At 36.6% G+C, this 22,907-nt stretch carries 22 protein-coding genes; 8 read left to right on the top strand and 14 right to left on the bottom strand.

The annotated features are described in order from the left end of the window. Positions 1-205 precede the first annotated feature (205 nt). A complete protein-coding gene (gene ydiJ, locus I6F54_RS01630) occupies positions 206-3,253 on the top strand; it encodes a D-2-hydroxyglutarate dehydrogenase YdiJ (RefSeq protein ID WP_165727948.1) in 3,048 nt (1,015 codons plus the stop codon). A gap of 185 nt (positions 3,254-3,438) precedes the next feature. Here ydiJ and I6F54_RS01625 read toward each other — a convergent pair whose 3' ends face one another. Together I6F54_RS01625 and I6F54_RS01620 are read right to left on the bottom strand one after the other, a co-directional pair. Then, positions 3,439-4,632 (bottom strand): cation:proton antiporter, encoded by a 1,194-nt coding sequence (locus I6F54_RS01625; protein ID WP_197139430.1) that lies wholly within the window; start codon positions 4,630-4,632, stop codon positions 3,439-3,441. After that, positions 4,632-5,843, bottom strand: coding sequence for a tyrosine-type recombinase/integrase (locus I6F54_RS01620; RefSeq protein WP_197139429.1), 1,212 nt, complete (start codon positions 5,841-5,843; stop codon positions 4,632-4,634). The genes I6F54_RS01625 and I6F54_RS01620 overlap by 1 nt, the downstream gene beginning before the upstream one ends. A gap of 149 nt (positions 5,844-5,992) precedes the next feature. Here I6F54_RS01620 and I6F54_RS01615 point away from each other — a divergent pair, with 149 nt between their 5' ends. Further along, on the top strand, positions 5,993-6,556 hold the full coding sequence (locus I6F54_RS01615; RefSeq protein WP_007583197.1) for a YSC84-related protein: 564 nt from the start codon (positions 5,993-5,995) through the stop codon (positions 6,554-6,556). 602 nt (positions 6,557-7,158) lie between these two features. After that, on the top strand, positions 7,159-7,884 hold the full coding sequence (locus I6F54_RS01610; protein ID WP_197139428.1) for a hypothetical protein: 726 nt from the start codon (positions 7,159-7,161) through the stop codon (positions 7,882-7,884). A 25-nt stretch (positions 7,885-7,909) separates the two neighbouring features. On the opposite strand, the gene I6F54_RS01605 is transcribed toward I6F54_RS01610, so the two are convergent. The 6 genes from I6F54_RS01605 to I6F54_RS01580 all read right to left on the bottom strand — a co-directional run bounded on the left by I6F54_RS01605 (position 7,910) and on the right by I6F54_RS01580 (position 14,459). Beyond that, positions 7,910-8,113: a hypothetical protein gene (locus I6F54_RS01605; RefSeq protein WP_165727951.1), complete on the bottom strand. Its 204-nt coding sequence runs from the start codon at positions 8,111-8,113 to the stop codon at positions 7,910-7,912. Positions 8,114-8,277: 164 nt separating this feature from the next. Continuing rightward, positions 8,278-9,324: a patatin-like phospholipase family protein gene (locus I6F54_RS01600; RefSeq protein ID WP_197139427.1), complete on the bottom strand. Its 1,047-nt coding sequence runs from the start codon at positions 9,322-9,324 to the stop codon at positions 8,278-8,280. A 138-nt stretch (positions 9,325-9,462) separates the two neighbouring features. Then, positions 9,463-10,869, bottom strand: a complete 1,407-nt coding sequence (locus I6F54_RS01595) for an alanine/glycine:cation symporter family protein (protein WP_076924661.1) — start codon at positions 10,867-10,869, stop codon at positions 9,463-9,465. A gap of 419 nt (positions 10,870-11,288) precedes the next feature. Continuing rightward, a complete protein-coding gene (locus I6F54_RS01590) occupies positions 11,289-12,302 on the bottom strand; it encodes a patatin-like phospholipase family protein (protein ID WP_197139426.1) in 1,014 nt (337 codons plus the stop codon). Positions 12,303-12,584: 282 nt separating this feature from the next. Continuing rightward, on the bottom strand, positions 12,585-13,574 hold the full coding sequence (locus I6F54_RS01585; RefSeq protein ID WP_165727955.1) for an LLM class flavin-dependent oxidoreductase: 990 nt from the start codon (positions 13,572-13,574) through the stop codon (positions 12,585-12,587). 141 nt (positions 13,575-13,715) lie between these two features. Beyond that, on the bottom strand, positions 13,716-14,459 hold the full coding sequence (locus tag I6F54_RS01580) for a siderophore-interacting protein (RefSeq protein WP_197139425.1): 744 nt from the start codon (positions 14,457-14,459) through the stop codon (positions 13,716-13,718). Between the two features lie 135 nt (positions 14,460-14,594). On the opposite strand from I6F54_RS01580, the gene I6F54_RS01575 reads away from it, so the two are divergent. The 3 genes from I6F54_RS01575 (at position 14,595) to I6F54_RS01565 (ending at position 16,756) form a co-directional block, all read left to right on the top strand. Beyond that, a complete protein-coding gene (locus I6F54_RS01575; RefSeq protein ID WP_197139424.1) occupies positions 14,595-15,014 on the top strand; it encodes a MarR family winged helix-turn-helix transcriptional regulator in 420 nt (139 codons plus the stop codon). Between the two features lie 81 nt (positions 15,015-15,095). Beyond that, on the top strand, positions 15,096-15,509 hold the full coding sequence (locus I6F54_RS01570; RefSeq protein ID WP_010552918.1) for a S24 family peptidase: 414 nt from the start codon (positions 15,096-15,098) through the stop codon (positions 15,507-15,509). Continuing rightward, positions 15,497-16,756, top strand: a complete 1,260-nt coding sequence (locus I6F54_RS01565; RefSeq protein WP_197139423.1) for a Y-family DNA polymerase — start codon at positions 15,497-15,499, stop codon at positions 16,754-16,756. The genes I6F54_RS01570 and I6F54_RS01565 overlap by 13 nt, the downstream gene beginning before the upstream one ends. A gap of 20 nt (positions 16,757-16,776) precedes the next feature. Here I6F54_RS01565 and I6F54_RS01560 read toward each other — a convergent pair whose 3' ends face one another. The 5 genes from I6F54_RS01560 to I6F54_RS01540 all read right to left on the bottom strand — a co-directional run bounded on the left by I6F54_RS01560 (position 16,777) and on the right by I6F54_RS01540 (position 18,958). Continuing rightward, positions 16,777-17,238, bottom strand: coding sequence for a hypothetical protein (locus I6F54_RS01560; RefSeq protein WP_010552920.1), 462 nt, complete (start codon positions 17,236-17,238; stop codon positions 16,777-16,779). Positions 17,239-17,670: 432 nt separating this feature from the next. Next, positions 17,671-18,189: a DUF4240 domain-containing protein gene (locus I6F54_RS01555; protein ID WP_007377587.1), complete on the bottom strand. Its 519-nt coding sequence runs from the start codon at positions 18,187-18,189 to the stop codon at positions 17,671-17,673. Continuing rightward, positions 18,189-18,380 carry a YwbE family protein gene (locus tag I6F54_RS01550; RefSeq protein WP_007377588.1) on the bottom strand — a complete coding sequence of 64 codons (192 nt, stop codon included), beginning with the start codon at positions 18,378-18,380 and terminating at the stop codon, positions 18,189-18,191. Before I6F54_RS01550 ends, I6F54_RS01555 begins: the two co-directional genes overlap by 1 nt. 68 nt (positions 18,381-18,448) lie before the next feature. After that, positions 18,449-18,730: a hypothetical protein gene (locus tag I6F54_RS01545; RefSeq protein ID WP_007583225.1), complete on the bottom strand. Its 282-nt coding sequence runs from the start codon at positions 18,728-18,730 to the stop codon at positions 18,449-18,451. Between the two features lie 15 nt (positions 18,731-18,745). After that, on the bottom strand, positions 18,746-18,958 hold the full coding sequence (locus I6F54_RS01540) for a hypothetical protein (RefSeq protein WP_007583226.1): 213 nt from the start codon (positions 18,956-18,958) through the stop codon (positions 18,746-18,748). 100 nt (positions 18,959-19,058) lie between these two features. Between I6F54_RS01540 and I6F54_RS01535 the strand changes: the two genes are divergently transcribed. Continuing rightward, complete coding sequence (locus I6F54_RS01535; RefSeq protein ID WP_165727960.1) at positions 19,059-19,868, top strand: ion transporter; 810 nt, start codon at positions 19,059-19,061, stop codon at positions 19,866-19,868. A gap of 87 nt (positions 19,869-19,955) precedes the next feature. Here I6F54_RS01535 and I6F54_RS01530 read toward each other — a convergent pair whose 3' ends face one another. Beyond that, positions 19,956-21,080: a DUF748 domain-containing protein gene (locus tag I6F54_RS01530; protein ID WP_165727961.1), complete on the bottom strand. Its 1,125-nt coding sequence runs from the start codon at positions 21,078-21,080 to the stop codon at positions 19,956-19,958. Between the two features lie 487 nt (positions 21,081-21,567). Between I6F54_RS01530 and I6F54_RS01525 the strand changes: the two genes are divergently transcribed. Continuing rightward, positions 21,568-22,731, top strand: a complete 1,164-nt coding sequence (locus I6F54_RS01525) for a GGDEF domain-containing protein (protein WP_165727962.1) — start codon at positions 21,568-21,570, stop codon at positions 22,729-22,731. Positions 22,732-22,907 lie beyond the last annotated feature (176 nt).

Here is a 22,907-nt window from a genome sequence, read left to right as displayed (position 1 = left end):
AAAAAATAATCCTAGCAAAATAAATAACACGCCACTGATCTGTAATAGTAATTTTTTCATATAACACACCTCATTACTTGTTAACTTGAGTATAATTTAAGCTGCATTAAAATCGACTAAAAGAGTGTTACAAACTGTAAAATCTTCAATTTCTATTCGCCATCACCATGATATAATTAGTCAAATGCCCTAAAATATCGCCGTCATGATAGCAACAATTACACAGCAAGATGCCGCGACAGAACTTGTCGCAAACTACCTAAATACCATTGCAAACCAAGGTTTTACCGGAGATACCGACGCAAGTTATGCAACGCGTATTACCGCTTCAACCGATAACAGTGTGTATCAGCAAATACCGCAAGGTGTTATTTTTCCAAAAAGTGAAAAAGATATTCAGCTCGCATTGCAAACAGCATCTCGCGACCCGTTTTTATCATTAACTTTTGGTCCTCGTGGCGGTGGAACAGGCACTAACGGACAATCGTTAACACCTGGTATTGTTGTAGATTTGTCTCGCTATATGCGCGAAATCCTCGAAATAAATGTAGAAGAAGGCTGGGTACGCGTTCAAACCGGCGTAATAAAAGATCAACTTAATGACTTTTTAAAACCTTATGGCTTTTTCTTCTCACCCGATTTATCTACCAGTAACAGGGCAACTATTGGTGGCATGATAAGTACTGACGCATCGGGGCAAGGCTCGTTAGTTTACGGTAAAACGAGCGATCATGTTTTAGGGCTAACAACTTATTTAGTTGATGGCACACCTATGTGCACCTCCCCAATAGACATCGACAAAGCACAAATTATAGCGAATCAAGACTCACTAATTGGTAGTTTATATAAAACAGTTTTAGATATATCAGTTAATGAACGCGCTGCTATTTTAGCTAAGTTTCCACGGTTAAATCGTTTTTTAACCGGCTACGACCTAGAGCATGTACTAAGTGATGACTTACTTACCTTTGACATGAGCCGACTAATAACGGGTTCAGAAGGCTCATTAGGTATAGTAACTGAAGCAAAATTAAACCTAACGCCTATTGCCGAATTCAAAACGCTTATTAATATTAAGTATGATAGTTTTGACTCAGCACTTCGTCATTCACCATTTTTAGTCGATGCACGTGCAACATCGGTAGAAACCGTTGATAGCAAAGTTTTAAACTTAGCGCGTGAAGATATCATTTGGAATTTAGTATCGGACTTAATAACTGACGTACCAAATAAAGATATGCAAGGCCTTAACATGGTCGAGTTTAATGCAGTATCAAACGATGATATAAAAGACAAAGTAGACACGCTTTGTAAGCTTCTAGATGAATGCGTAAAAAATCAAACTAATGGCGTTATTGGTTATCAGTTAACCAGTGATAAAAGCGATATACTAAAAATTTACGCAATGCGTAAAAAGTCAGTGGGTTTATTAGGTAATGTAAAAGGCAGCCAAAAACCGCTCGCCTTTGCAGAAGACACCGCTGTACCGCCTGAAAATTTAGCAGATTATATTGTCGAATTTAGAGCATTACTCGACAGTCATAATTTACAGTATGGTATGTTTGGCCATGTTGATGCGGGCGTTTTACACGTACGCCCAGCACTTGATATGTGTGACCCAGAACAAGAAAAACTACTTAGAACTATTTCAGATCAGGTCGTAAAACTAACCGCTAAGTACGGCGGTTTAATGTGGGGCGAGCACGGTAAAGGTTACCGTAGTGAATATAGCCCTGAGTTTTTTGGTGAGCATTTATATACGCAACTTCGAAAAATAAAAACAGCTTTCGATCCTAACAATCGCATTAACCCCGGTAAAATATGTACTCCTATCGATAGTGAAGACTCACTAGTTAGTGTAGATGGACAAAAGAGATCGCACTTCGATAAGCAAATATCAATAGAAGTTAAAACCAGTTTTAACAATGCAATGACCTGTAATGGTAATGGCATATGCTTTAATTACGATGAAAATTCACCTATGTGTCCATCGTATAAAGTAACTGGCGATCGCCGTAATTCACCAAAAGGACGCGCAAGTTTAATGCGCGAATGGCTTCGTCTACAAGAGTCAAAAAATGTAGATTTGCTCGAAGTAGAAAAGCAACTTAACAAAGGTGAAGTCATTACCTGGTGGGAACGTTTTGTTCATAGCCGCGAAAAACGAAAAGGTATTTACGACTTTTCTCACGAAGTAAAAGCGTCAATGGATGAATGTTTAGCATGTAAGGCATGTACAACAGCATGTCCAATTAAAGTAGATGTGCCCACTTTTCGTTCGCGCTTTTTAAATTATTATCATAGTTATTATGCACGCCCGCTAAAAGATTACCTTGTTGGTAACATAGAAAACAGCGCGCCATTAATGGCAAAGTTCGCTAAAGTCATAAATCCAATTGTTAAAACATCATTAGTTAGTAATGTTATTAAAAAAACGGTTGGCTATGTTGATACACCACAGTTAAGTATTCCTGCACTTTCAAAGCGTGTTACTAAAACACAAAAATTCGATTTTGATTTACTAAATAAATTAAATGCAGAGCAACAAAGTGAATATGTATTAATAGTACAAGACCCATTTACGAGCTTTTACGAAGCGGAATTAGTAGAAAGTTTTATTACTTTAATAACCCAACTTGGCAAAAAACCAATGCTATTACCTTTTAAACCAAATGGTAAACCGCAACACGTAAAAGGTTTTTTACATGAATTTAAAGTTACAGCTAAAAATGCAGCCGAGTTTTTAAATAAATTAAATGATATTAATGCACCGTTAGTCGGTTTAGACGCGTCACTCGTTATGTGTTACCGCGATGAATATAATACAATTTTAGAAAATAACCGTGGTGAATTTAATGTGCAACTTGCCCATGAATGGCTCGAAACACAATCGTTTAAATCACTAAGCGCAAAACAAAATACAGATACCGAATTTACATTACTGAGTCATTGTACTGAAACAACTGCGCTGCCAAAAGCAGCAAATGTATGGCAAACAATTTTCAATGATATTGGTTTAACATTAAAAACAACAAATACAGGTTGTTGTGGAATGGCGGGAACTTATGGCCACGAAGCACAAAATCAAGATAACTCACGTGCGCTTTACGAAATGAGCTGGAAACCAATTGTAGATAAAAATAAACCTGAGCAACTTTTATCTACGGGATTTTCTTGTCGTAGCCAAGTTAAACGTTTTGAACAATTTAAACCAAAACACCCAATTGAATTACTAGCACAGGTTCTTAAATAACTTTATAAAATAAGAGTGCTTAAATAAGAACACTTATATAAGAGTACTTAAATAGTTTTATCTAAATAACTATTTAGTAAATTATTTATAAAATACAAAAAGGCGCAACGATTAACTTCATCAGTGATGAAAATAACCGTTACGCCTTTTTTAATACGTATTCTTAATTTATCTAGTTTAAATAATTATTTTTTAACAAAACTATCGGCAATAGGTCTAGTGCTAATACCATGTATAAATACACTAAACAAAATAGTCGTCATTGCTATTGTCGCTATTTGATATTTGTTTTCTATTTGCGTATCTATCACCATCAATGTAAAAACAATTGATGCTAACCCTCTTGGTCCAAACCACGCAAATGTAAAACGCTCTTTGATACTCAGTGCCGTAAACTGCAGAGACAGCATAACTGGAATTATTCTAATCAATGTTGTACTTAACAAAGCGTAAATTATAATTTCAGTATTTAATTTAGGAATAACTAAGTAAGCACAAACAAACCCGAACAAGCACCAAATCATTAACGATGTGAAATCTGCGATATGCTCTGAGTCTTCAATTAATTCTGTTCTAACTTCTTCGGTCGAAAATTTATCAAATAATAAGCCTGCAATAAACACCGCAATAAATCCACTGCCATGAAAATACTGAGTGACAGAAAACACAGCCATAGCAAAACCGAGTAATAAAAACGGACTGGTATTTTGTGCAAAGTAATGACGTTTCATTGCAAAGTTTAAACTCGGTATAAAAACAGCAATACTTGTAATAGCTATTAATAAAGCCAAGCCAAGCTCTCGTCCAAACACACTTAATGTTTGTGTTGCGGTAATAGCTGAATCAGGATTTTTAGCGAGTAATATAAATATTAAAAATATGGGTACGCATAATCCATCGTTCAAACCACTTTCAGTATTTATTCCTTCGCGTATTTTTTCAGGCACTTGTGTACTTGCTAGTAACCCTTTACTTAATGCCGCATCGGTAGGTGTTAAAATAATAGCGAGCAACGCTGCTTGAATAAGTGAAAGCTCAGCAAAGAAAAATAAAGCAACAGCAATACCAAGTAACAAAGTTAAGGGTAGGGCAACAAACAACAGTAAACTAGGATACTGAAAACTATGCCTTAATACACTCAACTTTGATTTAGCTGCATCAGAAAATAAAAAAATACTTAGCGTAAGCTCTATAGATGGTAATAAAAGATCAACGCCTTCTTTTATTTTATGCCCTTCGTTGGGTAGCACTAAAGCTAAACATATTCCGCCAACAACAAAAAACATTGGGCCTGTTACTTCTGTTTTTTCTAACTGGCGAAGTGTTAAAGAATAAATTAAAAATAATCCGCCTATAAATGCTATTACTAAATACTCCATTAAATTTTCCTTTTAAGTCCTGACTTTGCTCGCTCTTTAATATTTGTTTGAATATAAATTTGATCGGTAGTCGCAATTTTAGAATGACCTAAATCTTCTGATAAATGTTTAAGCGGTCTGGTTTGCGCATCATGTGTGGCACCAGTATGACGAAGCCAATGTGCAGTTGCAGCGCCAAGTTGTTCAGCATCATCTTTAAAACCATCATCAAGTAATGATTGCTGTGCATAATCAAAACTTTGTTGAACTAAACGCCTAATTTGCCTTACGGTCATACCACCTTGCCCGCGAATTTTATGAACCAAGGGATCTGATTCATCAACACGGGGAAGGGCAGGTAAACCTCTGTATAGTCTATAACGTTTTAAATATTCAACAAAATCATCGCTTAAGGTTACATCTCGTAATTTATTACCTTTGCCCATAATACGTAAAAACCAAAAACCATCATTATCTTGCCAAAAATGGGACATCACCGGCGACCATTGTGGGCGCTCAGATAATTCTGAGATTCGTAGATAAAGACCTTTTAAACATGCAAGCGTAAATAAGTTTCGCTCTAAATCAGGGTTATGTTCGCATAAATCACGCGTTACACCAAAAACGTATTCCCATTGAATATCGCTTAATGTGTCTGGAATTTGAATTTGTGATTGAATAACTAAGTACGGACTATTTTTTTTAACAACAGGGACAAAGTTAGCAAATGTTTTTTCTTCTAGTAAGGCAAACTTATAAAACACATTTAATGCTGTAAACATAGACGATAAAGTTTGCTGACTAGCAATGGATTCTTTAAGCATAAAAGGGCGCCAGTTTTGGTTTAATCGACGAATTCCTTGTTCATCTTTATAACGCCATTGCACTGAAGTTGCAGCCCATGCTTTATCGGGTTCGACCATAAAATCAACGTAAGCTTCAATATCTTCACGTTTTAAATCGAATACTGATTTTTCTGCTATTAACCATGACCATAAATAAAAGCGTTCAAGCTCATTTCGAAAACGACTATAAGTCGCTTCTGACTTTCGGCCATAAACATATAAAAACTGATACAAGAATGTCAGATCGGCTTTTGATTCAGTTACAGTCAAGCCAATTTCCTGTATAAAGGATGCAAGTTCTGGGTATTCTGAATTTAAAGTACCGTCATCTAGATGGGCAATTTGATATCTTAATTGTTTTAACGTATCAACCAAAGCAACAAGCATAATGTATAAATATTCAATTAAATAATAGACTTACAGAATAACGTTAAAGTCCGATACTGTCTAGTATTGGACATAGTAAAGTTCTAATTATTTTAATATCGTGATTATTCTATGGTTGTTGGTTGCTATATCTTATTAAGGAAAACATTATGAAAAAACTAATTATACTAAGTGTACTTGCTTTAACTGTTGCGTTAACTGGGTGTGCTACTACAGGTAGTGCATCGCCAAGCGAAAAACGTTCACTTGTACAAAGTATGAAAGCAAACACATTAGATAAATTATACGCTGAAAAACCTGATGTTAAAAAACAAATTGCTAACTCTGCTGGTTATGCTGTATTCGATAACGCAAATGTAAATGTAGTGCTTGCTAGCTTTGGCGGTGGTTACGGTGTTGTTAGAAATAATCTCACAGGTAAATCGACTTACATGAATATGGGCGAAGCCGGTTTAGGACTTGGTTTAGGCGTTAAAGATTTTAACGTTGTAATGGTTTTTCATAACCAAGCTGCACTAAATAGATTTATTGAACATGGTTGGGCATTTGGCGGAAACGCTGATGCAGCAGCAAAATATGAAGATAAAGGCGGTGCACTAGTTGCCGAAGCGATTGCAGATCAAGTTACTGTATATTCTGTAACCGAAAATGGCCTTGCACTACAAGCTGTATTAAAGGGAACTAAGTTTTGGGTTGATTCAGAGCTTAATTAACCACCAAATTACTCTCCTAAAAGCGAGCTGGTTTGTATAATCACGCTCGCTTTATTAAAACCCAACCAATTTAACATAACGTAATTTATGGGCAGCTACAGTATAAGGCGTTCTATGATTATGTATTCACGTTATATAAGTCCCTACTAATTTTTTCAGTATTTATACTACCTAATCAATCATAATTTGTATAAAAGTTACCATGTTTATAATTACTTACACTATTTGACTAACTATATACTAAGCAACTAAAGAGCTAGGTTTGAGTGAAAGGTAAATCAGTAGCTATGATTAGTATGTAAAGCTAGCCTACCCAAAGAAAACCTAGTAGCTATAATATATCGAGGATATTTACCCGAAAAAGGTGCGTAGGCAGACTGTATAATTTCGATAAAAGATTATACAATGTTTACTTCTTAGAGAAAGTTAAACCCTCGGATGTTCAGTTAGTTCAGCGTTAAAGTGGTCGGCAAGGAAATCCGAAGTGATGTATAAAACACTGAAAGCAAATCATAAAACTCAGAATGTTTATTTATCTGATTTACAGCATCAGTTATTAAATATTATTTGGGAAATTTCAGAAAGAACAGGAAGTTAAAATAGTGTACATAACTAAAAGAGTTCTACCCAGTAAACACTTAAATTTTTTACTAGCCTTAACCATAACCTTACTTTTAATTATCGTGTTTTTTTCAAACTACATTCCAAGCATATTTTATTGGGGAAGTGATTTTGAGAAGCTTATTTATACAATATCTTTATCCTTTATAACTAGTTATATATTTTACTATGTGGTTGTATATAGAAAGGAATTAAAAGATAAGGAGAATATTTCTACCTATATTTATACTGTATTATTTCGTATAACTTCTAGAAATAATATTCTGATTGATAATATTTTTAATAATATTTTTAATAATATTTTTGACCCACCTGATATAAAGGTTGCAGGCAATATATCTTATAACGAAATGAAGGTTATCTTATCTAAAGTAGATACTAACTCTGTAATAACTGATTTGAAGTTTGAATCCATTGGTGAAGGCATAACTTGGCTTGAGTACCTAAAATTTTATTCACTAAATGTTCAAAAGGATATAAATAAATTACTTAACCTACTTCCTTACCTTGATAGTGAGCTTGCTAAATTATTAATAGAGCTTGATGACTCAGCTTTATTTAGATTAATCGACCAATTGGTAGTTTCTGATACACTTACATCTAACTCTTTTTCTAACTTGGAACCAACAACTAGATTTTTTCATTATCATTATGAAAACTGTAAAACCCTAAGTGATTACAGAGAATATAATTATATTTTTAAATAATTAAGTTAAGGGCTTTCGCCCTTTTTCAATTTGTATAAACGAAAACCTTGAAGAGTTCAGACGATTTTTCATGAAGCTTTAATAAGTCTTTTCGATATTCGTCTGCTTCTGGTGTATGAATATTCCCTTCTTTTTCAAGGTTAAACTCAGTAAATTCTCTAACTAATTTATCTATTTTATCTTCTACTAGATGCCACTTTTCTGCTGCTTCTATTTCTTTATGTAACATTATCTAATCCTTAAATCATGTGAGAGTTAATTTTAGTTGATTTAAGGTATTATACAAAAAACAATCTGTCCTTTTTGACAGTTAATTTAACACACTGAATTTAATATGAAATATTTATAGAGTACATACTGTAATTTATGAGTTGCCAATTTTCAGTTATCAAATTAGTAATATGATAATAAATTAAAGTTTTCATTATTTAATTTAGTATCAAACGCTTCAGCTAATTTTTCAGTTTCACTAAAAACGGTATTCCAATATTTAATACGTGTGTCTGCATCTAGATCGGTAAAGTCATTCCTGTCTGGAATTTTTCCGTAAGGTAAGCTTGCTATAAATTCTTTTGATGGGGTGATCATCACTACATTATCGTAATTAATAGGTGACACTTTGCGTTTTAAATTTTTATCGAACCACCCTGCTTTTGGCTCTGAATTAAAATGCGGATATAAAATTAAGCCTGGGTTATTTATTTTTAAATCAAAGTGGTAGTCAATAATTCCGCCGTCGCGATATATTCCAGGTGGTGAGCCTGCAATATTTTTTATACCTTGCATAACAAGCGGTATAGAGCCTGATGCAAGTAATGCATCTTTTAAGTTTGTTTGTGTGAGTGCTATGTTTTGTGTTTTAAAATTGTAGCTGTCGGTAATTGATAAGTCACTTGTTGCTGGGCCAAATATAAAACGCTCATACTGCGAGCCTAATAACTTTCGGTTAACGCGGTTGAGCATATAACTTTTTGATAAACCCATAAGCTGTATTAATTTATTTTCGCTGGCAATAAATCCATTTGATTTAGCCACTATAAAATGCGCTTTAAATACGGGGTTATTTATAATTTCGTTTACGCCGTTATCGCCAAAAACATCTTCAAGTAATGCGCGCGCTTTTATTGTTATTTCACTTGGTGTTGGTTTGTTACTTGAGTATCGGGTTTGTGAATACGATTTTGCTAAGCGCTCAATGGCAGCAACGGGATCGTTTTGTGCAAAACATGCAGAGCGAAAAGCGCCGGCAGATGATCCAATTAAATTAAGTGGTTGAGTTCGGTTTTTAAAAAATTCACCAAAAATATATTTATCTAAACCAAATAACGTAAACCATTTTGGGCCACCACTTGCGCCTAAAAATGAGGTGAAAAGTTCTGGTTTAAAGCCTTGTTCGTTTATTATTTTTGCTGCGGTTTTACCTGCGTGAATCTCTATCATCTAAAAAACTGTGCCTTTATTATTGATTATTTTAGTTGTTTATTTAAAACTGAAAGTGAATAATTATTCAAAACAAAAAGCGGTTTCATGTTGCCATAAAACCGCTTTTTATCGTTAAAAGTGCTTAAAATACGTTAATCAGTCCCAAATGCCGTCTTCGCATTTGCCCTGTACTTTTACATCTTTTACTTTAAATTCGGGCTCTAAACCTTTGTCTCTTTGTGCGTGGTAATCGCTGGTAACAGACAAAATAGTCGGCGTTAACAGTATAATAGCGATAACGTTAACTACTGTCATTAGCCCTAAGGCAATATCGGCTAAATCCCACACTTCTTTTAACGTAGCTGATGCGCCCCACAACATCATTGATAAATAAAGCAAAGTGTAAATGCCGCGCCCTACTTTGTTGTCGAGCTTAAAGAGGTGCAAGTTACTCTCTGCATAGGCGTAATTTGCCACCACCGATGTAAATGCAAATAAGGTAATTGCAGCTGCAACAAAGTAAACACCACCTTGTGCTAAGTGAGCGGTCATCGCGCTTTGTGTTAAACGAATGCCTTCCATTTCGCCGCTAATGTCTATATCGGCTAATAAAATAATAACGGCGGTACAGCTACACAGTACGATTGTATCGAAAAATACGCCTAGCATTTGTATGTAACCTTGCGTTACTGGGTGATTAGGAATTGGGCTGGCACTTGCTGAAGCATGCGGAACACTACCTGCACCGGCCTCATTAGAATATAAACCACGTTGAATACCGTTTTTAATTGCTGCGCCCATTGCACCCGCTCCGGCTTCTTGTAAACCAAATGCTGATAAAAATATATCTTTAAGCATGGCAGGTACTTGCGTGAAATTTATAATAGTAATAATTACGGCAGCAAGTACAAACACAATGCCCATTATTGGCACAACACGCTCTGCAAAACGGGCAATTGCTTTAAAGCCACCGAGTATAATTGAGCCTGCGAGTACGGTAATAACCAGACCTGAATAAAATGTAGGAACTTCAAACGCGTAATTAAGCGCGTCGGTAATTGTGTTAGTTTGCATTGCGCTAAACGTAAAGCCGTAACCTAAAAACAAACACGCGGCAAACACAATTGCAAACGCCCGGCTACCCAAACCTTGTTGAATATAATACGCAGGGCCGCCTCTAAACTCGCCGCCACTATCGCGCACTTTATATACTTGCCCAAGTACGCTTTCGGCAAAGCCTGTAGCCATGCCCAATATGGCGATTACCCACATCCAAAATATAGCGCCGCTGCCGCCAAGTGAAATTGCCACTGCCACACCGGCTAAATTACCTGTCCCTACTCGTGCGCAAAGCCCTGTACACAACGCTTGGAATGATGAAATGTCGTCTTTTTTACATTTACTGCTGCCTTTTAAAAGGCTAAACATATGTTTAAATTTAAGTATTTGAATTGCTTTTAGTCGTACCGAAAACCATATACCTGTAAACAAAAGTATATAAATAAGTACCTGACCCTCTCCCCACAAAAGGTTGTTTACACTTTTGACGACGGTATCGAACATTACTAATCCTTTTTTATTTTATACTTTTACTTTATGTTAGCACCGACTTTAAACTCTGCATGTAGCGCTACTTAACTTAAAAAATCCGGCAGCTCATTATGCATTAAATATAATAATGTTTAATGTTGGCTTTACCCCAAAGTGAAGTGTGTATTGATGTTTAATAATCTGTAAGCAAGCACATTTAGCATTGAATTTTATTTCTATAAATGCGAATAATAAATCACACCTACACTTTATATTGATTAGTTAAAAAATCAATAATATCTTTTTAAGATTCAGTATTTTATTTTGCGCATAGGTGCGGGATGCAATATTTTTTATTTTGATGCAGTAAGGTTTATATGAGGCGTAATGAGGATTAAGAATGGCAAAAAAATAGCGCATAAAGTTATGCGCTTTTTTGTAATTATATTTAATTAGTTATAGCTGTATTGTGTAGGTGCACTGTAATGGTTGTTGCTGTTAATCTGTAAATTTTGCATTGCTAAGTATGAGCGACCAGCATCTAAGCCTAATTTATGATCAAAACGTAAATCGTTATTTGAACTGCCTAATAATTTGCTATGCAGTTTTTCGTCTGCAAAAATTTGTATTATTTCTACATCATCAGGTGGGTTTGCAATAAATTCAAGTTCATCTAAATACGCTTTCTCGTGCTGTATTAAGTAGTCTAATGTTTTTGGACAATAGCCTGATGCAATAGCAAATGTTCTTAGCTTTTGTACCCATGCAGATTGCGCCTGAAAATTAGCGTCAACTGTTCTTATTACCACAATTTTACGAGCGCCTCGATTGTAAGCTTCACGTACTGGGAGTGGTGCAGCTAGGCCGCCATCAAGATAAAAATCAGCTTGTGTTTGTTCTTCAACTAAGTGAGTTTCGCTCGCTGTCTTTGCACTTGACCAAGGTGTTAATTTTACACCCTCTTTGTACAAAAATGGCAGTGCGCTTGATGCTTTTAAAAGATCGCGCCATTGATTATCTTCACCTGTTGGCGATAAGTAATATGGCTTTCTGTCTCGCGCATTAGTAGCTGTAATAAGTAGCTCACGTTCGCCTAAACTTATTTTTGCTGTTTTAAAGTCTATCGCTCTTTTTACTTCAGTGGTTTTGTCAAAGTACCAATCTAGGTCAACTATGTGTTTACCCACTAATCCGCGACCAAGCTGAAAAAAACGTTTGTTACGCGAAAGCCCTCTAATTAGGCGTTTGGCATAGCCTTTTTGACGCGCTAAGTAACTAGTTAAGTTTTGCGAACCTGCAGAGGTGCCAATGAATAAATCGAATGGGTCATATTCTTGCTCTAACCACGCATCAAGTACGCCAGCTGTGAAGATCCCTCGCTGCCCGCCACCTTCAGCAATCAGTGCAACTTTTGGTTGCGCTGTTTTGTTAACTGAATTAGCTGTTGCGCTATTTAGAGACTTCACGGTGAACCTACCTTTATTTAATGATGTTTGGTTTAATACATACATTATAAAAAACAAAAGTGATATCTTAAAATTGATTATTTAAATCAGTTCGATTGAAAAAACAGAACGATATATAAAGCAAAATATATACTAAAAATAGCAATCAAATTTACTTTGAATATTTAAATAACAAATACAGACATCACTTAAAGTTAATAAAATGAGTTAAAAAAGTTTAACTTTTGATGATGTCTGTATGTTAACAAGCCCAGAGTGTACGCTTGCTTAACTAACTATATTTTAGTGTTTTATTTCCATTAAAATTTCGAGTGCACGGTGGCGTTTTTCACTATCGAATACATCATTGGTAAATATAAACTCATCTACTTCTAGCTGCTTCGCTATCATCTCTAACTTGTGTTTAATACTTACATGTCCGCCTACTACGCTTAGACTTAAAAAGTTCTCTACATGAGCGCGTTCTTGTTCGCTCCACAACCCGTCCATACTTTCAACAGGTGGTTTTAGCCACAGCTCGTTACCGCGTATCAGTTCGAGCACACGTTGCTTAGAAGTAGTCGACAAGTATTGCGCTTCATCGTCGGTGTCTGCTGCCACTAAAGGCAGTGCAAGCATTACGTATGGCTTATCAAGGTCGCTTGATGCTTTAAATTCGCGCTTATACAACGCTATTGCATCGTGCACGAAGCGCGGTGCAAAATGTCCTGCAAATACATACGGTAACCCTTTTTGCGCCGCTAGTTGCGCGCTAAATAAACTCGAGCCTAATAACCAAATAGGAACGTTTGTGTCCTCACCCGGTATAGCACGTATAGGGTGCGTACCGTTGTAAGGACCTAACAATGTTTGCAGTTCAGTTACTTCACCCGGGAAGTTTTCTGCACGGCTCATATCGTTGTTTAATGCACGACTCGTTACAGGGTCGCTGCCTGGTGCGCGCCCTAATCCTAAATCTATTCGCCCTGGATATAAGCTCTCTAACGTACCAAATTGTTCAGCAACAACTAATGGGGAGTGGTTTGGCAGCATAATACCGCCCGATCCAACGCGTATCTTTTTGGTATTACCTGCAATATGGCCAACCAAAATAGAAGTGGCAGCGCAAATTATACCAGGCATATTATGATGCTCAGCAAGCCAAAAGCGGTTAAAGCCAAGTTCATCTGCACGTTGTGCGTATTTAGTACTTTTATGAAGAGTGTTAGTAACGCTGTCCCCTTTGATCATGGGGGCAAGTTCTAATAACGAAAAAGGAATGGAAGTTAACAAAATAGCAGCTCCTAAAAATGCATGCTAATAATGGATTACATCATTAGCATAAAACACTTAAATGGGTCTGCTATTAGGTCAATTCAAGTTACGCAGAGGTATTAAAGCAAAATAGGTATATGTTATTTTGCTCTAAGGTATTCAAGCAAGTTGCGCATCACGTTGACGCTGCTTTTTATAGCCTTCTGAGTCTACGCCTTTTTTCCAATAACCAGAGGATACAATATTACCGCGCGGTATATTAAGGTGCTCAGTTAGCAGCGTTTTTACTGTACGTACAAGGCCTGCCTCTAATGCCATAAATACAATAGGTGGCTGCTCTGTAACGTGAAAATTTTTAAGTGCACTTAGTATTGCTGTATCGGCACTATTGGTAATTAACCAGTTTATATCGCGATTTGTTTCTAAATCGATAATGTCTTGCTCAGTAGGGGCATGTACAAATGCATCAATTATTGCAGCTTCAGGTAACTGCTGCACATAGCCTTTTATAGCATTTACTGAGGTTAAATCGCCCAGCAATATATAATGAGGGTGCGCATAATTATCTAACTTTTTAGGGCCTGGTCCTGCAATACCTAACGCATCGCCTACTTTTGCAATTTTAGCCCAATCGGTTGCCAGGCCTTGGTGCATATTTATAACAAAATCAAGCGTTAGTGCGCCGGTTTGCGCATCCACATGCCTTATTGTGTATGATCGCATACACGCTGTTTTTAAGTTAAAATCTACTTCACCATTTTTTGGGAACAGTACTTTTACATAATTACCAATGTGCGCGGAGGTTATATCTGCAAAATCGTCTGAGCCTACAACAATGCGCTGTAAGTGCGGTGTAATTTGCTCAGTGCTTAATACTGTTGCTTTGCGAACTTGTTTACCCATTTTAAATCACCTCGTTTACAAAACTTAGGTTTAAATAATTAACTGCTATAAAAGCAGTCATTGCACAACGCCCCATTGGTTGATAAAATCAACTATAGCAATTTAATTGACTTTGTCAACCATATTGAGAGTTCTATGAATACACCTTTATCAAATACCTTGTTTGAACTAATGCAAAATTACCGTGTAACAATTCGCGAAGCGATTAACGCAGGCGAACTGGGTATTAATGCTATGCACGTACGCTGCATACATATTATCGCGAACATAAATAACTGCACGGCTAACGATATTGTTACTAAAACGCAGCGCGACAAAGCGCAAATAGCACGGCTAATTAAAGATCTTATTGGCTTAAATTTAATTAATAAACAGGCGAGTGAGCACGATAAACGCTGCTTTATTTTGTCGCTCACAGAGCAAGGTAAAGTTCTTTTTGATAAGTTATTAGCATCAGAGCAGAAAATAAATAATCAAATGTGTAAAAACTTAAACCCTCAACAAATCAAAGACTTTTTAGATACCGCACAACAAATGATCAAAAACATGGATTGATCAGCCATACATTTCTTGGCATAACTTACACAAAACGCATATACTGTACACTTATACAGTATATGCATTTTAGGTTGTGTTATGTTTGTCATTCCCATTTATATAGAAGCAGGCGTGTGTGGTTTTGAATCCCCCGCAGCGCAGTACACCGAGCTAGGTGTAACCCTTGATGAGCTTTTAATAAAGCATCCAGATGCTACGTTTATTGGTATTGCATCGGGTAACTCTATGCAAGAAGTCGGAATTTTTGAAGGGGACTTATTAGTAATCGACCGTGCAGAGCCTGCAGAAAATGGTGACGTTATTGTTGCTAACTTAAATGGTCTTTTTGTATGCAAACTACTTGATAAAACCAATGCACGGCTGCTTTCTGCTTCTTCTTTACATAAGCCTGTACAACTAACCTCTGCAGACGAGTTTCAGCTAGAAGGCGTAGTAACGCTATCAATAAGAATGCACAGGCAAAGCCCAGAGTTACTAAAATGTATGCCTTAGTTGATGCTGTGTCGTTTTATGCCAGTGCCGAAAAAGTATTCGACCCTGCTATTCGATCCAAACCCGTGGTTGTACTTACCAATAACGATGGCTGTGTATGCGCTATTTGCCCTATTGCTCGGCGCTTAAATATTCCTAAATTTGGCCCGTACTTTAAAGTTAAGCATTTACTTGAGCAAAACAACGTTGTTATTCGCTCTAGTAATTACGAGCTTTATGCTGATTTAAGCGACAAAATGATGAATATTATTGGCCGCTTTTGCGATACACAGCACATATACAGTATTGATGAATCGTTTTTGCACTTTAATGGCTACACATCATTAATTAAAGACTGGCATGAATACGGCCATACAATAAGGCGCACAGTATGGCGCGAAACAAAGCTTCCTGTAGGTGTTGGTTTTGGCCCGACCCCTACTTTAGCAAAAGCCGCTAACCATGCCGCTAAAAAGCTCAGTGGCTTTAATGGTGTTGCAGTAATAAATAGCGAGCAAACTCGCCAAGCTATTTTACAAAGAATGAGCTGCGAAGATGTGTGGGGAATAGGCCGGCGACTAGCTAAAAAGCTTAAAATAATGAATATACACACCGCTTGGGACCTTGCTCAGCAAAACCCTAAAACTATGCGCCGTGCATTTAGTGTGGTGGTTGAGCGCACGGTAAGCGAGCTTAATGGCGTAACGTGTTTAAATTGGGACGATGTACGACAAGACAAGCGCGAGATATTTTCGACCCGTAGCTTTGGTGAGCGGATATGTGAGCCAACCGCGCTTAAAACAGCCCTTATTAATCATGTAACTACAGTGGCTAATAAACTACGCGCCCAGCGTTCGCTCACTCATCAGCTTTATATTTTTGCAGCCAGCGGCGCACACGAAAATAGATATTATAAAAAGTCATTTGTTTATAAATTTGCCAGCCCCACTAACGACACCTGCGTGATGGCTAATGCTGTATCTGAGGTATTTAATCAAATTTATCAACCGGGAGTTCGATTTTATAAGTGTGGTGTGGGCGCGGTGGAGTTAACGTCGGTGCAGTTTCAGCAAAGTGACTTATTTAGTAAAAGCCCTGATAACCCAAAGCTCATGCAATGCCTAGACACAATTAACAATCGATACGGAAAAGGGATGCTCAGCCTTGCAAGCAGTAAATTAAATGACCGATGGCACATGAACCGTGATTTTTTATCGCCGCAGTACACTACGCGTTGGCGCGATATCCCTAAAATATACTGCGAATGATTTACTACTTACTAGATGCTTTATTTGCTCTCGTCTGCTTTTTTAAATGTGCACTCTACACTAGGTTCGCTTAATGTGTATTTTAGTGTGTTATCAGCTAAGAATTTGATACTTTGACTGATTGTTTTTTCGTTTGCAGGGTTTTCACAACGGCTCATTCTTAAACCGTTTTCAAGGCCATCACTTTTATATTTAAGCGTACTGGTTATAAAACAAAAGTTTGGTTTTTTAATAGTGCGAGTACCATTGTGGAGCGATCCAAATACAATTTGTTCTCCAAGTTTAAAACCTGCACTTAAATCACTTTCGTCTGTCAAACTCAAATCGCTATTAACGCATAACCCTGAATTGGTCGACACAACTTCGTATGCCCCCAGTTTTGACTTTAAAAACGGTATAAATCGTGTTTTATTACTCGGCTCAGAAAAAGCATTTGCACTTGTAAAAGCGACAGTTAATAAAGCGAGTGTTAAATATTTCATTTCGTGGGTGTATCCTCGTGAGTCAGCGTGTTAAATAATAGCAAAATGCCTAATCACTTAGCTTTTATAACTTTTAACAACTATAACAGAGATTTACTATAAAAGGAGAGAAGTCGTATTACAGGAGCGAGCGCGTGAGTAGGACACGGAAGCTTTGCTCGGTTTTTATTATTCTTACTAGAATAACCCAGGAGCAGTTGTCGAGCCCACTAGTTTACAAATTTCGCGCCGCGATTAAATCCTTCTTGGATCGAACAAATTCAACCACCAAAGGTAAACATGCCCTAGATACTCATTACAAACCATTTTGTTGTTAAGCACTTTATTTAATACGTACTTAAACAACAAAACGATTTATACCAATGCGCTTAATTGTAAGGGTCAACTGAACTCATTAGATTGTTTAACTAGTTATACGAATTGGTATTTATTTTATTGCCAGTACTTTGCAAATAATAAAGGGTAGCTTTGCTTTAAAAACTTAGGTTTGTCTTTAAAACGTTTACCTTTGGGTTCATCACTGCCAGATGGGATAAACGGCAATTCGTCTTCACTGCGTTCTTCAAATAATAAACCGGCTATTAAGTCATACTCATCAATGTACGGATAAGGCTGCTCGTTTAAGTAATAAACGGGTGTACACTGCGCTATCGAATCAGCATTTTCTAAGGCGTTTTCGAAAACTGTTTTACCGCGCGAAATTAACCAACATCTAAATTCGCTAAAGCCGTAATCGTCGTTACATCCAGCCATCACAAAAGCGGCACCAAATAAATCCCAGGTAAAACACTTGCGCATATGTATGCCAAAATGCTTATCAAAATCAATAAGGTGTTGATCGCTTAAATCATTAAGTTTAGTTTTTAGGTTATCGCTCACACTTTGCGGATCGAGCCCTAAATCAGGCGTTGTTACTAATTCCCAAAAAGCCTGTTCTGTTAACGCTGCCATTATAAAATCTCTTTTACTCGGCCAACTTGACCATCTTCTAAACGTACTTTAATGCCGTGTGGGTGATTTGGTGATTTTGTTAAAAGGCGCTCAACAACACCCTCAGTTAATGTGCCGCTGCGTTGATCTTCTTTTAATACAATATTTACTGTGATACCTGGTGAAATTTGCGAACGCGTAGGAACAGCCATAATTTAAACCCTAAAAATAATTTATCTAATTATAACGTCCATGTGCTATCAAACCAACAAAAGCCCTGTTAATTAGCTGAAAATGAAATATGTGCTGGTTTTGCGTTCAACTTAATACTCGTAAGCTCTTTGAGTATTATATTTGTTAATTCGTTAAGTTGCGGTTTTGCACTTTCAAGGGCTATATCATCGTTAAAATAGCACTGTACTTTTAACGTATTGGCCTCGTTATTTAAGTCAATGGTATGCGTTAGATAATCAAAACCAATTACGCTTTCTTTTATTGCCTCGCATGCATTAGTAAGTGCTAGTCGAATGTGCTTATCGCGCTGCTTTTGAGTTTTAGTCATAAATATAAAGGTTACTTATTTAGTTTCTGCTTGTTGCTGTTTTTTAAACTCTTCGTAGTTAGAGTCTTGTTTATCTAGGCATTCGTAATATTCTTTGTCGGCTTTATAGTTACATTCATCAAGGCGCGCCGATTGAACTTCATGAAAACGCGCGTCAGAGCTACAACCAGCTAAAACACATAATCCAACAATAAGTAATGCGCTACTTTTTAGTTTATTGATAAACATTAAATTTCCTTACACTTTCTATATCGAAAAAGCGTTAAATTATTACAATATTATTGTATATTAGCGCCATAAAATCTTAATCTCCAAAGGATCTATTTCTATGATGTCGCAGTTACAAAAGTTGTTTCAGCGTATAGACAAAAGCAAGATATTTCAATCATTTGTTATAGCTGTAATTATTGTTTCTGCTCTTACAGTAGGTGCGCACACTTACTCACTACATCCTACCGTAGAGCTTGCTCTAAATTGGATGGACGTTGGTATTACCGCATTCTTTTTAATTGAACTAATAATCCGCTATGTTGCAAGCAAAGGCATAAAACACTTCTTTTCGAAGGGGTGGAACATATTCGACACCATCATAGTATTGGGCAGTTTATATCCTGCTGCTGGCTCTACTATGTTAATTGCTCGTCTACTTCGCATATTTAGAGTACTGCGATTGGTATCGATGATCCCAGAGCTGCGCTTATTAGTTAACTCATTGCTTAAAGCCATTCCACAAATGGGTTATATAGCCCTATTAATGTTTGTTATTTTTTATATATACGCTGCAATGGGCAGCATGATGTTTGCGGAAATAAACCCCGTACTTTGGCAAGACGTATCAATCTCTATGCTCACCCTATTTAGGGTGGCGACGTTTGAAGATTGGACCGACATAATGTACGAAACAATGGCGGTGTACGAACTAAGCTGGATTTATTACCTTACGTTTATATTTTTAACCGCATTTGTATTTTTAAACATGATGGTAGGTGCCATTTTAGAAGTTATGAGTGAGGAGCACCGCAAAGCACGAGAAGAGCTCGCAGATGATAGCTCATTACCTGCAACGCAAGGGCAAGTAAACGAGCTGCAATCACAAATTGCTGAGCTTAAAGAGCTTTTGAGTAACCGCAAAAACTAATCTGTTCAGAGTACTAAAGCACCCACTTAAAGTTTAAAAAGTGGGTGCCGTTTAAAATTCTAATTAAACTAAAATTACCAAAGCGCTTTAATTTCCCTCGGTATTAGATTTATTATCTGTATCTTCAAAAGAAATAACGTTATCGACTTTCATTTTAAAGGCATCAAAAAAAGCATTTTTTAGCACCGAAATAACTGCTTGGAAAGTCGATACATCTGCATTATCCAATTGCCCCTCTATGGGAATACGTGCAGCTACAAGCTTAGATTCATCGTTTTCAAGTATAGAGCTGAGCAAATCAACACTACCTTCAAATATGGCCGTAAATATTCCATCGTCATCTTTTTCTATATCTTCACGCCACGAAAACACACTCAAGTTTTGAACGCCCGCTTTTACATAACCATTTAAGTTATTATCTTTAGCTACAAGCTCCATTGCTCCATCAATGCCACCGGCTTCAATATCAAATGGTGTGTACACTTTAAATACAGTGTCTAAATTTTTAACTGAAAAACGCTGTACCTCTGCGTTTAAATCAAAATTAGCCTGTTTGCTAAAAGGGTCTAATTTGCCATTAAGCTTTAATGCAGCCTGCCCCATTAATGCTCCCTCTACGTTTAGAGTAGTCACAAGTGTTTTTGATAGGTTTTGCGCATTCGTTATATTTTCAATTTTGGCGTTAATACTTGATATAAAAGTAGGATTTTCACCGCTGTTAGTTGAATTAACTAAGGTTAACTTTCCTTGCTCAATTGTTAAGGTATCAATAGAAAACAGTACTAAGTTATTGGCGAGCCCTACCCAGGTAGTTTCGTCTTTTACTTGTTTATTTTGCTCAGAAGCATTGGGGTCTTTATCGTAAATAACTATTTCAGGACGCGTAAAGGCCATGTTTGTTACTAAATTACCCTTTAAAAGGGCTGACCACGCGAGTGAAAAATCAAGAGTTTGAATACTCAGTAAAGGCTTCGGAGCTGAAGTTGCATCAACAGCGTAAATTTCAACGTCGTCAATTGCGTAGGCACCGCGATATAAAAACAAATCTACATCACCAACATGCCCCGTAACACCTTGCGTATGTTTTAACTGATAATTTACGTAGTATTGAACTACATAAGGCGCGGCTATTCGCATTAGTATAAGCAATACAATCAGCGCTATTACACCTTTAAAATATTTGGTGTGAAATGTTGTAGATGAAAAATGCATTGTAATTTCCTTTGCTAAAAACCAGGGCCTATTGACCTTTAAGGATTAAACTCTGTTCTATGTAGGGCAACGTATGTTTGGCATTTATGCTGCGTTATCGCCTATTTATGAAGAACAACCACACAACATAAACTCAACCATACCTAAAAACCAAACGTACGGCTGCACATTTAACCTCGAAAGATAAACAGGCTCTAATTAGTTAAACTTTTTAATTAAGTATATAAATAAACGTGTAAAAATTACTAATATTCGTAACTTAAGTACCTGTTAGGTATAAAATTACAAATAGAGCAAAGCCATATAAGCTTAAACTCTAAACTACAGTCACTACAGCAAGGGATATACCACTATTCAAATACACCGCTTAATGAAATGATTCCCATCCTTATCTATCTATGCTTTTGCCAACTAATAACCTGCATTGATTCGAATAAACTGCTTTCATCTACTAAAGTAAAATTAACGCAAACAAGAATAAAAATACATGAACCCTGTTTTTTATATATTAGTTACCCTATTTTTAACCAGTGTTATTTGGTCTGTCATATTTTTAATGTCGTGGTTTACGTTAGGTAAAAAGCAATATGCCATGCTTTGGACAATCGCATTCGCACTCTCTGCATGCCAATGGGCAACAATATTAGCAGAACCATTATTTGACTCTCATACACTATATTGGATGTTAGGAAGCAGCTTCTCAGTAGGCTCTGTGCTACTTGGTACATGGGGGCATTGCATTAGGGTAAATTCGAGTATAAAAATTCGCTATTTAATCATCTCGGCAATAGTAACTCTTGCTGCTGTTTATTATTTTACAGCCATAAATGTGCATGTTGGCTTATTTATGTCGTTGTATGTGTATTACGATGTGATCTTACTGATACTAAGTGCGGTTATTATTTTCAGGCATAAGCAAAAATCACTCCCTGCTGAAATAGGCGCTAGTATTACTTATACGCTATGTGGATTACTTTTATTTGTTGCAGCAAGCATAGCGTTACTACAAGGTAGCCAAGTAAATGAAGAATATATAGCGCTGTATACGTTAATTAATTTTATGACAGTCCCTGCTGCTCATGTAGGCATGGCCGTATTTATAATATTCATAATGGCGTCTGATTTAGCCGAAAAAATGAACCATCTTGCAATGACTGATGTACTTACGGGCTGCTTAAATAGGCGTGGGTTTTATAATAAAAGCCAAGAGCAACTAAAAGATAAACTTAATAATTATAAGTACGTAAGCTTAATTTATTGGGATATAGATAAATTTAAAAAAATAAACGATGAGTTTGGACATGCAGGAGGTGATGTGGTGTTAGTAGAAGCGGCGAAAATAATGCAAGACTGCATAAATCCAGATGATTTGTTTGGCCGAATTGGTGGCGAAGAATTTACCTTATTAATAGCACGTAACGACGAGCCTACAGCTAAAGCATTCCCCGAAAAACTAAGAAACGCACTCGCCAGTAATCCGATTCATTTTAATGATAAAGTAATTAATGTTACGGCAAGTTTTGGCGTAATAAATATTAAATGTAATAAAACCGCAATTGAAAGCGCAATAAATGAGGCAGATAAAGCACTCTATCATGCTAAAAGTGGAGGGCGTAATCAGGTAGTTCATATAAGCGAATTAAGTCAATAAAAGTTCATTATTACTAAGGCCTACCTATCTTTTTAGGTTGAATTTTCGGCAGCATCTTTAGGCAAATAGCATTAAAAAAACGAGGCGTATTGCTCCGTTTTAAGTTATTTTCATATGAATGTAAGCTAATAGAATAACACAAAAGAAGTTACCGCTCGCAGCGAGCAAGAAACACA

The organism is Pseudoalteromonas sp. SWXJZ10B (genome assembly GCF_015864475.1).
Taxonomy (GTDB): domain Bacteria; phylum Pseudomonadota; class Gammaproteobacteria; order Enterobacterales; family Alteromonadaceae; genus Pseudoalteromonas; species Pseudoalteromonas arctica.
Note: the sequence above shows the minus strand (reverse complement) of the source record. Positions and strands in the feature narration are given on the sequence as shown.

Coding starts and splice junctions, on each gene's coding strand:
- ydiJ (WP_165727948.1), top strand. CDS start 206: ATGATAGCAACAATTACACAGCAAGATGCCGCGACAGAACTTGTCGCA.
- I6F54_RS01535 (WP_165727960.1), top strand. CDS start 19,059: ATGATGTCGCAGTTACAAAAGTTGTTTCAGCGTATAGACAAAAGCAAG.
- I6F54_RS01525 (WP_165727962.1), top strand. CDS start 21,568: ATGAACCCTGTTTTTTATATATTAGTTACCCTATTTTTAACCAGTGTT.
- I6F54_RS01595 (WP_076924661.1), bottom strand. CDS start 10,869: ATGTTCGATACCGTCGTCAAAAGTGTAAACAACCTTTTGTGGGGAGAG.
- I6F54_RS01600 (WP_197139427.1), bottom strand. CDS start 9,324: ATGATAGAGATTCACGCAGGTAAAACCGCAGCAAAAATAATAAACGAA.
- I6F54_RS01565 (WP_197139423.1), top strand. CDS start 15,497: ATGTATGCCTTAGTTGATGCTGTGTCGTTTTATGCCAGTGCCGAAAAA.
- I6F54_RS01540 (WP_007583226.1), bottom strand. CDS start 18,958: ATGTTTATCAATAAACTAAAAAGTAGCGCATTACTTATTGTTGGATTA.
- I6F54_RS01570 (WP_010552918.1), top strand. CDS start 15,096: ATGTTTGTCATTCCCATTTATATAGAAGCAGGCGTGTGTGGTTTTGAA.
- I6F54_RS01555 (WP_007377587.1), bottom strand. CDS start 18,189: ATGGCAGCGTTAACAGAACAGGCTTTTTGGGAATTAGTAACAACGCCT.
- I6F54_RS01545 (WP_007583225.1), bottom strand. CDS start 18,730: ATGACTAAAACTCAAAAGCAGCGCGATAAGCACATTCGACTAGCACTT.
- I6F54_RS01530 (WP_165727961.1), bottom strand. CDS start 21,080: ATGCATTTTTCATCTACAACATTTCACACCAAATATTTTAAAGGTGTA.
- I6F54_RS01580 (WP_197139425.1), bottom strand. CDS start 14,459: ATGGGTAAACAAGTTCGCAAAGCAACAGTATTAAGCACTGAGCAAATT.
- I6F54_RS01605 (WP_165727951.1), bottom strand. CDS start 8,113: ATGTTACATAAAGAAATAGAAGCAGCAGAAAAGTGGCATCTAGTAGAA.
- I6F54_RS01625 (WP_197139430.1), bottom strand. CDS start 4,632: ATGGAGTATTTAGTAATAGCATTTATAGGCGGATTATTTTTAATTTAT.
- I6F54_RS01615 (WP_007583197.1), top strand. CDS start 5,993: ATGAAAAAACTAATTATACTAAGTGTACTTGCTTTAACTGTTGCGTTA.
- I6F54_RS01560 (WP_010552920.1), bottom strand. CDS start 17,238: ATGAAATATTTAACACTCGCTTTATTAACTGTCGCTTTTACAAGTGCA.
- I6F54_RS01620 (WP_197139429.1), bottom strand. CDS start 5,843: ATGCTTGTTGCTTTGGTTGATACGTTAAAACAATTAAGATATCAAATT.
- I6F54_RS01575 (WP_197139424.1), top strand. CDS start 14,595: ATGAATACACCTTTATCAAATACCTTGTTTGAACTAATGCAAAATTAC.
- I6F54_RS01550 (WP_007377588.1), bottom strand. CDS start 18,380: ATGGCTGTTCCTACGCGTTCGCAAATTTCACCAGGTATCACAGTAAAT.